This window comes from Oleispirillum naphthae, from assembly GCA_027864655.1.
In the GTDB taxonomy this organism is placed as follows: Bacteria; Pseudomonadota; Alphaproteobacteria; order Rhodospirillales; family Rhodospirillaceae; genus Oleispirillum; species Oleispirillum naphthae.
The window spans coordinates 25,683-38,443 of the sequence record JAQAZG010000001.1 but is presented as its reverse complement, the minus strand read 5'-3'; the positions used below and the strand labels follow the sequence as shown (position 1 = coordinate 38,443).

5 protein-coding genes and 1 tRNA gene are annotated in these 12,761 nt (G+C 67.2%); 4 read left to right on the top strand and 2 right to left on the bottom strand.

The features are described from left to right. Nucleotides 1–2: 2 nt before the first annotated feature. Nucleotides 3–758: an SGNH/GDSL hydrolase family protein gene (locus O7R11_RS00130; protein ID WP_337995444.1), complete on the bottom strand. Its 756-nt coding sequence runs from the start codon at nt 756–758 to the stop codon at nt 3–5. A 167-nt stretch (nt 759–925) separates the two neighbouring features. Here O7R11_RS00130 and O7R11_RS00125 point away from each other — a divergent pair. The 3 genes from O7R11_RS00125 (at nt 926) to O7R11_RS00115 (ending at nt 3,503) form a co-directional block, all read left to right on the top strand. Next, nucleotides 926–999, top strand: a tRNA-Cys gene (locus O7R11_RS00125). Between the two features lie 99 nt (nt 1,000–1,098). Beyond that, nucleotides 1,099–2,085 (top strand): SLAC1 anion channel family protein, encoded by a 987-nt coding sequence (locus O7R11_RS00120; RefSeq protein WP_337995443.1) that lies wholly within the window; start codon nt 1,099–1,101, stop codon nt 2,083–2,085. Nucleotides 2,086–2,195: 110 nt separating this feature from the next. Next, nucleotides 2,196–3,503: a TolC family outer membrane protein gene (locus O7R11_RS00115; protein WP_337995442.1), complete on the top strand. Its 1,308-nt coding sequence runs from the start codon at nt 2,196–2,198 to the stop codon at nt 3,501–3,503. A 176-nt stretch (nt 3,504–3,679) separates the two neighbouring features. Here O7R11_RS00115 and O7R11_RS00110 read toward each other — a convergent pair whose 3' ends face one another. Beyond that, nucleotides 3,680–5,863 carry a CHASE2 domain-containing protein gene (locus tag O7R11_RS00110; RefSeq protein WP_337995441.1) on the bottom strand — a complete coding sequence of 728 codons (2,184 nt, stop codon included), beginning with the start codon at nt 5,861–5,863 and terminating at the stop codon, nt 3,680–3,682. A 293-nt stretch (nt 5,864–6,156) separates the two neighbouring features. On the opposite strand from O7R11_RS00110, the gene O7R11_RS00105 reads away from it, so the two are divergent. Beyond that, nucleotides 6,157–12,735 carry a FecR domain-containing protein gene (locus tag O7R11_RS00105; protein WP_337995440.1) on the top strand — a complete coding sequence of 2,193 codons (6,579 nt, stop codon included), beginning with the start codon at nt 6,157–6,159 and terminating at the stop codon, nt 12,733–12,735. Nucleotides 12,736–12,761 lie beyond the last annotated feature (26 nt).

Below are 12,761 nucleotides of genomic sequence, written 5' to 3'. Positions count from 1 at the left end.
GGTCAGTCCTTCGGGGGCAGCGGCCTGCCGGTGATCCCCTCGGCCAGCAGCACCGCCAGGCAGTGGTAGCCGAGGTCGGTCATGTGCAGGCCGTCCGGCCCGACGGCGCGGCCGGGCAGGCTTTTCGACGCCGCCCACGCCTCCATGATGCGGTGGCGCGGCATCAGCGCCACGCCGCCGCGCTCCGCCGCGGCGCGCACCCCGGCGATGATCGCCGCGGCCTCGGGCCGGGAATCCACCGCCGGGGCGTTCTGCGGGTCCATCAAAATCACGTCCATGCCCGCTTCGCGCAGGCGGCGCACCTCGGCATCGAGCATCGCGTCGAAGCGCGCGGGCGGCATCGCGCGCAGCGCCGCGTTGCTGCCGACCTGCCAGACCACCAGGTCGGGCTCGGCCGCCACCACATCGCGGGCGAGGCGGGCGCGCATGTCGGCGATGGTCTGCCCGCCGATGCCGTGGTTGATCACCCGCGCCTTCACCCCGGCGCGGCGGCGCAGCAGGGTTTCCAACTGCGCCGGATAGGCGAAAGCCGGCGCGCTGGCGCCGGCGCCCTGGGTGGAGGACGAGCCGAAGGCGACGATGGTCAGAGCCTCCCCCGCCGCCAGTCTGGCGTGGGTGCGCGCCAGGCTTTGCGCGTTCTCCACCGCCGCAAGCGGCACCCGGCAGGCCGCATCGGGCCATGCGGCGGCGCGGGCGGCGCCCGCATCCGTCAGCACGGCGGCAGCGGCCAGCAGCCAAAACGCTCCACGCGACGCCATTTTCCCCTCCCCCGCAACGGTTCGCCGCAGCATAGCAGAAAGGCGGAGAACGCCCATAGGCGGCAATCCGCGGAAGATGAGGCCGCCGACGCAAAAATTTGCTTGATCGCCGCGCCGCGGACCGTATAGTTGCGCCCTCGCGTGCCCGCACGGGCTGCCCTTCCTGTGGCCGGATGGCAGAGTGGTTATGCAGAGGACTGCAAATCCTCGTACGTCGGTTCAATTCCGGCTCCGGCCTCCATCGCACCGCGCCTTCCGGCGCGGTTTTTTCTTGAGTTGCAAACCGCGCGGCGATCGCCTAGTAACATTAGAATTATCTAATCTTACAGGAGCCGCCCCCATGTCCGCCGCCTCTCCCGCTCCCGCCGACGGCCGCCCCGGCGGCTGGCTCGAACACGTTCCCGCGCCGCTGTTCGCCGTGGTCATGGGGGTGTGCGGCCTCGGCCTCGCCTGGCGCAAGGCGCACGCCGTGCTCCATGTGCCCGCCCACGTCAGCAATGCCGCTCTGGCCGCCGCCGCCGCGGTGTTCCTCGCGCTCACCGCGCTCTACGCCGCCAAGGCGGTGCGCCACCCCCACGCGGTGGCCGCCGAGTTCCAGAACCCGATCCGCGCCAACTTCTTCCCTGCGTTCAGCATCAGCATCCTGCTGCTTTCCCGCGCGGCGCTCAGCATCGGGCCGCAGACCGCCTTCGCTCTGTGGAGCGTCGGCGCGGCGATCCACCTCGCCTTCACCCTGCATCTCCTGAAGCGCTGGATCGTGCGCAACCACGACATCCACCACTCCAACCCCGCCTGGTTCATCCCGGTGGTCGGCAACCTGCTGGTGCCGCTCACCGGCGCGCCGCTCGGCCATGTCGAGGTGTCGTGGTTCTTCTTCTCCATCGGCATCGTCTTCTGGGTGATCCTCTTCACCGTCGTGTTCTACCGCATCGTCTTCCACGACCAGCTTCCCGCGAAGTTCGTGCCGACCCTGTTCATCCTCATCGCGCCGCCCGCCATCGGCTTCATCTCCTACGAGGCGCTCACCGGCGGCATCGATCCCTTCGCCCGCATCCTGTTCTACTCCGCCCTCTTCCTCGGGCTGCTGGTGCTCACCATGGCGCGGCAGTTCCTCGCCGTGCCGTTCGCGGTGTCGTGGTGGGCCTACACCTTCCCCCTCGACGCGCTGACCATCGCCGCCCTGGAGTATCACGAACGCACCGGCGCGGAGGCGATGGCCCCGATCTGCTGGCTGGCGCTGGCGCTGACCACCGCGATCGTCGTCGGGGTGCTGATCCGCACCCTCGCCGCGCTGTTCGCAGGGAATCTCTTCGTGCCTGAGAAATAAGCAGTCAGGTTTTCCGCGCACGATTGTGATTTTCGTCACTATTAGAGTTGCCTCGGGGCCGCCGATCGGGGATAAATACGTAAATTCGGGGTGATACCGGGGTGTCCATCGTGGCGGCAGCGTCCCATCGTGCCATTCTTCTGGCGGCTTCCGCAGCCGCTCTGGTCGCTGCGCCTGCGCACGCAGAAACCCTTCCCGACGCCTTGCAGATCCTGCTCCGCGAACACCCGCAAATCCGCGCCGCGCGCAACACCGCCTCGGGCGCGGAGGAAGGCGTCAACAAGGTGTGGGGCACCTACCTGCCGTCGATCGACGTCAAGGCCGACACCGGCATGGAGCGCATCGACAACCCGGCGCGCCGCGAGCAGCGCCTCGACCCGTTCTACCGCGACCGCAACACCTACACCTTCTCGCTGACGCAGAAGCTCTGGGACGGCGGCGCGCGGGAAGGCCTCTACGCCGCCAGCAAATACCAGCGCGACGCCGCGCGCTTCACCGTCTCGGGCACCACGCAGAACGTGATGTTCGAAGGGATTTCCGCCTACCTCGACGTGCTGAAGCAAACTCGCTTGGTGGCGCTCGCCGCGCAGAACGAAAACACCATCCGCCGCCAGCTCCACCTCGAGGACGAGAGGGTGCGCCGCGGCTCCGGCATCGCCGTGGACGTGCTGCAAGCCAAGACCCGCCTGCAACTGGCGAGGGAACGGCGCGTCGCCTTCGAAGGCGCGCTGGAAGCCGCGATGAGCCGCTACATGCAGATCTTCGACCATCCGGCCGAGGTCGCCACGATGACCGAACCGCCGGTGCCCGAGGCCCTCATCCCCGACAGCCTGGATGTCGCAATGGAGCGCGCCACGGGCGGCAACCCGACGATCGCGGTGAGCCGAGCCCAGTCGAGCGCCCTGGAGGAGAGCCGTTCCGTCGCCGAGGCGGGCTACATGCCGACCTTCAACCTGGTGATGGAACACGGCTACGAGAACGGCCGCGATGCGGTGATCGGCACCCGGCGCGACTATTCCATCCTGTTGCAGGCGAGCTGGAACCTGTTCAACGGCTTGCAGACCCGCGCCGAGGTGAGCAAGGCCGCCTTCGACCACGCCGCCGGCATGGACAACCTCAAGCACGCCAACCGCAAGGTGGTGGAGCAGACCCGGCTGGCCTGGCACGCGCTCGACACCGCGCGCAAACGCGTCGAGCTGCTCAGCAACGCGATGAACATCGCCAGCGAAGTCTTCACCGCCCGCACCAAGCTGCGCGACGCGGGCAAGGAAACCGCGCTCAACGTGCTCGATGCCGAGAACGAAGTCTATAACGCGCGGATCAACCAGACTTCCGCCACCTTCGACATGAAGCTCGCCTCCTACCAGCTGCTGCTGGCGATGGGCGAACTCGAAGGCCCGCGCGTCGCGCAGAACTGAGAGAAACCAGGCCGGGCCCTGCCCGGACCCGCAAAGGGCCTTTGATCCCCTAACTTGTTTTCGCCGCGCAGCGGCCATCAACCGTCACGCCGCGTGACGGCTTTACGGCGCTTCGCGCAAAATAAAGTTAGGGGGGGTGCGGGGGGCTGAGGTCCCCCGCGAAGTTTTGGCTTTTCTCACTTCGACGTGGCGACGAACACGCCGTCCCAGTCCGCGCCGGGGGAGGCCTCGCGGAAGATCACGATGCGTTCCGCGATCATCTCGTAGAACTTCGGGATCAGCGCGCCGATCGGCGAGGCGCGGCAGTCCGCCAGCGCGGTTTCCGCCGCGGGCCAGTCCTGGGCGCGATAGGCGGCGAGCAGGCGGTGGTGCGCCGCGCGGTGCGCCGCGAATTCCGGCGTCGCGGCCATGGCGCGGTCGCCGACCAGGCCGAAGATGCGCACCGGCACGGTCTTGCCCTTGACGCGGATGAGGTCGAGTTCGAGCAGCGCGAAGTCGCGCACCTGCGGCTCGGTGTTCTCGCCGACCACGGTGGTGACGCCGTAGGTCTTCGACTGGCCCTCCAGGCGCGAGGCGAGGTTGACGTCGTCGCCGAGCACCGAATAGTCGAAGCGCTGCTCCGACCCCATGTTGCCGACGCACACCACGCCGCTGTTGATGCCGACGCCGACGTTGATCGGAATGTATTTCCTGTTCTCGGCTTCCGCCTCGCTCTTCAGATTCTCATTCAACTCTTTCAAGGCGTCGATCATGCCGAGGGCGGACTCGCAGGCGTGCGCCTGGTGCGACGGATCGTCGAGCGGCGCATTCCAGAACGCCATGATGCAGTCGCCCATGTATTTGTCGATGGTGCCCTGGCGGGTGAGGATCACTTCGGTCATCGGGGTGAGGAAGCGGTTGATCAGCCGGGTCAGGCCCTCGGCGTCGAACTGCTCGGAAATCGTGGTGAAGCCGCGCACGTCGCAGAACAGCAGCGTCATGTCGCGCATCTCGCCGCCGAGCTTGAGCCGCGAGGGGTCGGCGGCGAGGCGCTCGACCAGGGCGGGCGACATGTAGTGGCTGAAGGCGGAGCGCACTTGGCGGCGTTCCGCCTCTTCCTTGGCGTAGCTGGTGTAGGTGAGGAAGATGAAGATGACGAGCGCGGTGAGGCTGGGCAGCACCGGGTCGTAGAGCACCTTCTGCACCGCGAAGGCGTGCCACGACCAGGCCACCGCGCCGCCCGCCGCGGCGAGGAACAGCGCCATGGTCGGCCGCGCGCCGATCAGCGGCAGCAGCACGATCATCGCCAGGCCGATGGCGACGGCGAGGCAGACCTCCACCCCCACGGCGTCGCGCGGCTGCTGGAGCTGGGCGTTGGTGAGGATGTTTTCGAGAATCTGGGCGTGCACCTCCACCCCCGGCAGGAACGGCGACAGCGGCGTCGCCTTGATGTCGAGCAGGCCCGCCGCCGAGGTGCCGACGAGGATGAGGTGATTGGCGATCGCCTCGGGCGGCGCGGTGCCGTCGAGGATCCTGTAGGCGGAGACGTACTGCGCCGGGTTGGACTTGGCGAAGTAGACCCAGACGCGGCCGTTGGCGTCGGTGCGGATCGGCGGCAGGCCGCGGATGCGCAGCCCCTCGACGCCGATGTCGTCGCGGGTCTTGATCAGCACCGATTTCTGCCCCGCGGCGAGGCGCAGCATCTCGACGCTGAGCGAGGGATAGAAGTTGCCCTGCACGTACAGGACCATCGGCACGCGGCGGACCACGCCGTCGGTCTCCGCGGCGACGGTGAAAACCCCGTGCCCGGCGGCGGCCTGGTCGATCTCCGGGATGTTGCGCAGCAGGCTGCGATGGTTTTCCACCCAGCGGGTGAGCCCGTCGCCGAGCACCGCCACCGAGGGCTTGGGCGCGTCCGCGGGCACCGGCCGGTCGAGCGGAAGGCCGGTCTGGCCGAGGACGACCCGGGAATGGCGGATCGCCTCGGCGAACAGGGCGTCGTTGGAGGGCAGGCTCGCCAGTTGGCCGCGCACGCCGGGCGGCAGGGTCGGCAGTTCTTCCGCCAGGCTTTTCGGCGACATGCGGTCCGGTTCGGCGAACACCACGTCGAAGCCCACCACCGCCGCCCGCATCATGGTGAGGCGGTCGAGCATGCGCGCCAACAGGGTGCGCGGCCACGGCCATTGGCCGAGGCGCTTCAGGCTTTCCTCGTCGATATCGACGATGGTCACCATGCCCGGCGTCTGCGGCCGCGGCTTGATCTGCTGGTAGACGTCGAAGGTGCGCACCCGCAGCATCTGCAGGGAAACCGGGTCGATCACCCGCAGGGCGACCACTCCCGCAAGCAATGCGAGCGCAATGACGCGGGGAATCGTCGGCATGAAGGCGCGCTTCAAACCTCTGCGCAAGGCGCTCCGCGCGCCGGACCAACCCCCGATGGAACGTCTCGCCTTGTTCATTGCCCCCTCGCCTTGCAAACCGCAGCGGCGCGGTCGGTTTTTTCCAGGAAAGCCGCCACAACATTTGAAGATCGCCGAAAACACGTTCATAGTGACCTACCGAGGGCAAGAGGTCTTGTGCTTTTTTAGGGTGTTGCCGCGAACCGGCGGCAAGGCCACTATAAGTTTGGTTGCAACGCAACAGGGTTCCGTCTCAACTCTGGAAGGGCCTCGCCATGTCGCTCTCTGCCGCTGCCAGTTCCGTCGCCGCGCCTTCCGCGACCGTCGTCACCGGCAACCGCCTGCCGTCCGACTGGAACATGGAGCGCCTGGCGCACGCCGAGTTCTCCCACTCCGGGCAGGACCTGCGCATCGTCGATGCCGCGGGGGACGAACTGCTGGTCAAGGGCTACTTCTTCTCCGACGCGCACAGCGATTTGCAGCTCGACGGCGGCATGGCCTTCCGCGCTTCGTGGGCGGACCGGCTTTCCGGCGGCGACGGCCGCCTGGCGCAGGCCGCGGGCAACGCCGCCCCCGCCGCTTCGATCGGCACGGTCAAGACGCTGAACGGCACGGTCACGGTGGAACACGCCGACGGCACGCGCGCCACCCTGCAGGTGGGCGACGCGGTGCACCAGGGCGACGTGCTGGAAACCGCCGCGGGCGGCGCGGTGGGTATCGTCTTCCTCGACGGCTCCAACTTCTCGCTCGGCGCGGGCGGCAAGATGGTGCTCGACGAGATGGTCTACGACCCCGGCACGCAGAGCGGCTCCGCCAACGTCGGGGTGCTGGGCGGCACTTTCGCCTTCATCAGCGGCCAGATCGCCAAGACCTCGCCCGACGCGATGAAGGTGACCACACCCTCGGCGACCATCGGCTTCCGCGGCACCTCGGGCTCCGGCGAAGTGGGCAGCGACGGCCAGACCAGCATCGTGCTGATCCGCGACCCCGACGGCACCATCGGCGAGATCGTCCTCGTCACCTCGGCGGGCGTGTTCACCCTGTCCACGGTGTTGCAGGCCGCGCAGGTCAGCATCAATCCGGCGACCCCGGTGGTGGTGCAGACGATGACCGCCGCCGAGTTCACCCAGCAGTACGGCACGGTGACCGGCCACCTGCCCGCCGCCGCGGGCAACCCCGGCTTCGTGCAGGGCGCGACCCAGGGCGGGCAACCGGGGCAGGAAGGCCAGGAAGGGCAGGAAGGGCAGCAGGGCCAGGAAGGCCAGCAGGGCCAGGAAGGGCAGTCGAACCAGAACCTGCAGCAAATGCAGCAGCAGATTCAGCAGCAGGTGCAACAGCAACAGCAGCAGCCCCCCACCGTCGCCACGACGGACCCGCTGGTCGATATCGTCACCACCCTGATCGCCACGGTGACGCAGACCACCGCCACCAACAACGAGAACGAGAACAACAACGACGACAACAACATCGTCGTCGAAACGCCGGACGGCACCGGCGGCCTCTACGCCACGGCGGGCGTCCACACCGGCACCGAGGGCATCGACGCGATGACCTTCATCGGTGCGGGCGACGTCACCTTCTACGGCCTCGCGGGCAACGACGTGCTGACCGGCTACTCCGGCAACGACTACCTGGATGGCGGCGAGGGCAACGACATTCTCTATGGCGGCCCCGGCGCCGACACCCTGCTCGGCGGCAAGGGCGCCGACCTCATCGTTTCGGGCGCGGGGATCAACGTGATCGACGGCGGCGAGGGGATCGACACCCTCGACTATTCGTCGCTCCCCTCCGCGATCAACGTGGAGCTGGACAGCCAGAGCGGGAAGATTATCGCCACCTCCGAGACCTCGTCCGATACGGCGGAGAACATCGAGGTGCTGATCGGCACTTCCGGCGATGACGAGTTTTCCTCCCTCGGCGGCGTGCTGATCGAGGGCGGATCGGGCAACGACGCTCTGTACGTTCTGGACGTCGCGCAAACACCCGACACCTTCCATGGCGGCATAGGCGCCGACTTCATCGACTTCGACGCGGTGACCGGCCCGGTCGTCATCGACGTCTCCCTGGGCGCCGCCACCTGGACGGGCGGCTCCCTGGCGTTCAGCGGCGTCGAGGTGATCGAGGGCAGCGACCAGGCCGACAACATCACCGGCTCGGCCCTCGCCGACACCCTCTACGGCAGCGGCGGCAACGACGCGATCGACGGCGGCGACGGCGACGACGTGATCTACGGCGGGTCGAAAACCCTGCATGACTACGAAGCCGACAACATGACCGACGGCAACGTGCTGCACGGCGGCGACGGCGACGACACCCTGCATGCGGGCAGCGGCACCAGCACGGTCTACGGCGACGCGGGCAACGACGTGCTCCACTCCGACAACGCGGACCTCGCCCATCTCCTCGGCGGCACCGGCAACGACACCCTGGTCGCGGGCAGCGGCGGCGGCACCGTCTTCATGGACGGCGGCGACGACACCGACACCGCCGACTTCTCCGCCCTTTCGGGCGGCATCTACGTCGGTTATTCCAACGGCTACCTCGCCTACACCGGGGACGGCACCTATCATTTCAGCGACATCGAGATCCTCAAGGGCACCGCCTCCGCCGACACCCTGCGCAGCATCGGCGGCACGACCTTCCTCGCCGGAGACGACAACGACACCTTCAACGCCTACGACGTCGCGGGGGATTCCTTCGACGGCGGCGACGGCGCCGATATCCTGAGCTTCGGAGGCGTCTCGACGAACGTCACCCTGAACGCCGGGAGCGGCACCGCCTCCTGGGGCAACGACGCCTACCACCTCACCTTCTCCAACGTCGAGGTGTTCCAGGGCGGCAGCGGCGCGGATTCCCTGACCGGATCGAACCTGGCGGACACCTTCCTCGCCTCCGCGGGCAATGACTTCTTCCATGGAGGAGGCGGCAACGACGTCGCCGACTTCTCGCAGTTGAGCGGCTCCACCCTCACGGTGGAGGGTTCCGTCGTCACCATCAGCGGCTCCACCAGCGGCGACACCGGCCTGACCAGCATCGAAACCCTGATCGGCTCTTCGGGCAACGACACCTTCGAAGGCACCGGCGGCATGACCGTTCTGGGCGGCGGCGGCGGCGACACCTACGCCGCCACCTCGGGCACCGACGTGTTCCTCGGCGGGACCGGCGACGACCGCGTCGATTTCGTTTCGTCCTCCTATGCCGCCCTCGGCGGCAACGACACCTTCGTCGGCGGCGACGGCGCCGACACCATCGACTTCTCGAGCCTGCCGACCAACGACGGCGTCACCATCTCCTACAGCTCCGGGCTGAGCGCGATGCTCGCCACCTTCACCAGTTCCAGCGCCACGGTGAAGATCACGGAGTTCGAGAACTACACCCTCTCCACCGAAAACGACGTGTTCACCGGCTCCGCCGCCGCCGAAAGCGTGGCCGGCGTAGCGGGCGCCGACACCTTCTACGCCAGCCTCGGCGGCGACACCTATACCGGCGCCGGGGGCAGCGACACCTATAACACCGGCGACGGCAACGACGTCCTCAGCTACGCCAACCTGAGCGGCAAGCACCTGGACGTGGTGATCGACAGCAACGCCTCCGCGTACTCCGCCATCGCGATCGAGGACTCCGCCGACGAGACCGTCTCCACGGACTCGGCGGCGATGATCGAAACCCTGATCGGAACCGGCGGGAACGACAGCTTCCACCTCTACAGCGTCGGATCCGCCTCGTTCTCCTCGATTGCGGGCGGCGGGGGCGACGACTCCTTCGAGATCGCGGAAACGGCCACCCTGAGCGTCAACCCGGTGATCATCGACGGAGGGATGGGCAGCAACATCCTCGATTTCTCGGCCCTCGAAGAGGCCATCACCGTCGATGACGGCTACGCCTGGCGCACCCCCGGGAGTTGGTCGTCGAACTTCGTCGAATACAGCAACATCTCGGTGTTCAAGGCCTCGGCCGGGGCGTTCACCTTCACCGGCGGCAGCGGCGACGAGACGGTCTACGTCACCGCGACCACCACCACCGGAGAGATCGACGGCGGCGACGGCGGCGACACCATAGATTTCTCCCTGCTCAGCATCGACGAACAGACCAACGAGGGCATCTCCACCGGCACGGACGGAGCGATCTACGTAAGCGGCGCCGTCCAGGATCTGCAAGTCGAAGGATTCGAAACCCTGATCGGTTCCTCGGGCGACGACGATCTCGGCGGACTCTCCGGTTACGGCTCCGTCTACGGCGGCGCTGGCGACGACACCTATCAGGCGAGCTATGGCGACGACACCTTCTACGGCGGCGAAGGCGACGACACCGTCACCATCGACTCCGCCGATTTCGAGGACGTCGATACCTTCATCGGCGGCGAAGGCGCCAACACCCTGGAGATCGATTCCGGCTTCTATGCCACGAAGTCTTACGAGGTCGGCAACAGCACCTTCTACACGGAAGCCAACAAGCTTTCCATCGACGCCAGCAGCGGCACCCTGACCGCGCTGTACGACAATGGAGAAGGCTCCACCACCACCATCGCCACCGCCGGCTTCTCCGGCTTCCAGTCCTACGTGCTGGGCAGCATCTCCACCGACTTCACCGGCAGCAGCGGCGACGACACGGTCTTCATCGCGAGTCTCGGGTACAACGTCTACCATCAGGCCGACGGCGGCGGCGGCGACGACACCCTGGACTTCTCCCTGATGTTGGAGGGCTTCGACAACGGCCGCATCATCGCCGGCTCCTTCGACGGTATACTCAGCATCAATGCCTCGGGGGTAATCAGCGGCGACGTGCAAATGTTCGCAAACGCCACCATCGACGCCCAGAATTTCGAAACCCTGGTCGGCTCCACGGGCGACGACGTGTTCGGCGCCTACTGGGACTCCGAAAACGAGGAATACGTCGCCACCGGCCTCGCCGGGGTGAGCGCTTTCGGCGGCGACGGCGCGGACACCTTCTACACCGGCGACGGGAACGACGTCTTCATCGGCGGCGAAGGCGACGACGATGTGATCGTGAGCGGACTCGGCGGCACCGACGCCTACTACGGCAGCGAAGACGCCTCGGCGGAAACCCATGAGATCGAGGACAACGACACGCTCGACCTCAGCAGTCTCACCGGCATCGCCTCGGCCACCGTGAACGCCGCCACCGGCATCCTCAGCGTGGACGGCGCCCAGGCCGCCACCTTCGACGGCTTCGAGACCTACACCCTCTCCAGTGTCACCGACACCTTCATCGGCGGCGACACCGCCGCCACCGTCTACGGCGGCGCGGGCGACGACATCCTCCAGGGCGGGGCGGGCGACGACGAACTCTACGGCGAAGACGGCCTCAACACCTTCTTCGGCAGCCTGGGGGACGACACCATCGAGGGCAACGGTTCCGACGTGCTCGACTTCTCCAACCTCGACGAAGGCTACACGATCTCCATCGACTTCTCGGAAGCTTATATTCCCTATGGGCCGCCGGAGGACGAGACGGCATACACCACCGCCTATTCCGGCGTCGCCACCATCGTCGGCTCCACCGGAGACGACCGCGTCACCCTGTCCTCCGACTACAGCGGCCGCGACATGGTCTTCTACGGCGGCGGCGGCAGCGACACCATGAACCTCACCTACCACCTCGCCCTCAGCGCCACCCCCGGCATCGACGGTGGCGATAATGCCTACCTCACCTTCGAATACGAGGATGCGCAAGAGACGTACTCTTTCACCGTATACGACTTCGAGACCTTCCACCTCAGCGAGTACGGCAACACCTTCAGCGGCACCGGCCTCGGCGAATACGTGGACGGCGGGTCCGGCGACGACACCTTCTACGGCCTCGGCGGCGACGACACCCTGGTCGCGGGCGCAGGCGACGACCGCCTCGACGGCGGCGACGGCAGCGACCTGCTGATCGTCGGGTCCAGCGGCATGGGCCACACTGGTGCGATCAGCGATAGCGGCCTCTCCGGCACCGACACCCTGCAGATCGACGGAACCGGCGCCGACTACACCGTGACCGACCTCTCCGACCCCTACACCCAGACCATCGGGTTCTACGACTCCGGCGATAACCCGATCGGCGCGGCCACTGTCTATTCCGGGATCGACGTCTACCAACTGAGCAGCGTGACCGACACCTTCTACGGCAGCAGCGGCGGCGACACCGTGATCTTCGGCGGCGGCAACGACAGCATCGTCGGCAATGAAGGCGACGACACCTTCCATGCCGGCCAGCTTGGAAACGGCGACGTCACCGATATCGCAGGCGGCGCCGACAACGACACCCTGAGTTTCGAGCACGTCTCCGGCTCCAGCGGCGTCTCGATCATCGCCGACGACGGCACTTTCACCCTCAACCTCGGCGCGGGGAACAGCGCAACCGGCACGGTCTCCGGCATCGAGACCTTCCGTCTGACCGACGCGGCGGACAGCTTCACCGGCAGCGACACGGACAGCGCCACCGCGTTCGGCCTCGGCGGCGACGATTTCATCGTCTGCCGGGACGGGGCGGAGACCATCGGCTTCGAGGGCTCCGGCGAGAGCGTGGCGGAGATCTTCGCCTCCATGGGCCTGGACTCCATCAGCGCCTTCACCAGCGGCGTGGACTCCATCCTGCTGGACGCCGACAGCTTCAACGGCATCAACGGGGCGAGCGACATCGCCACCGACGACGCCACCTTCGGCGGCAACCTGGGGGTCAGCGGCGCGGCGGTATTCGTCTATCAAGACGGCAGCGACTACGAACTCTGGTACACCACCGACGGCAACGCCGCCACGACGGAAAATTCCTATCAGTTCGCCACGTCCAACAGCACGATCATGGCCTCGGACATCTCCGTGACCCAGGAACAGCAAGGGAACCCCCTCTGATGCGCCACCGGGGGAAACGGGCCGAA

Coding starts and splice junctions, on each gene's coding strand:
- O7R11_RS00130 (WP_337995444.1), bottom strand. CDS start 758: ATGGCGTCGCGTGGAGCGTTTTGGCTGCTGGCCGCTGCCGCCGTGCTG.
- O7R11_RS00120 (WP_337995443.1), top strand. CDS start 1,099: ATGTCCGCCGCCTCTCCCGCTCCCGCCGACGGCCGCCCCGGCGGCTGG.
- O7R11_RS00110 (WP_337995441.1), bottom strand. CDS start 5,863: ATGCCGACGATTCCCCGCGTCATTGCGCTCGCATTGCTTGCGGGAGTG.
- O7R11_RS00105 (WP_337995440.1), top strand. CDS start 6,157: ATGTCGCTCTCTGCCGCTGCCAGTTCCGTCGCCGCGCCTTCCGCGACC.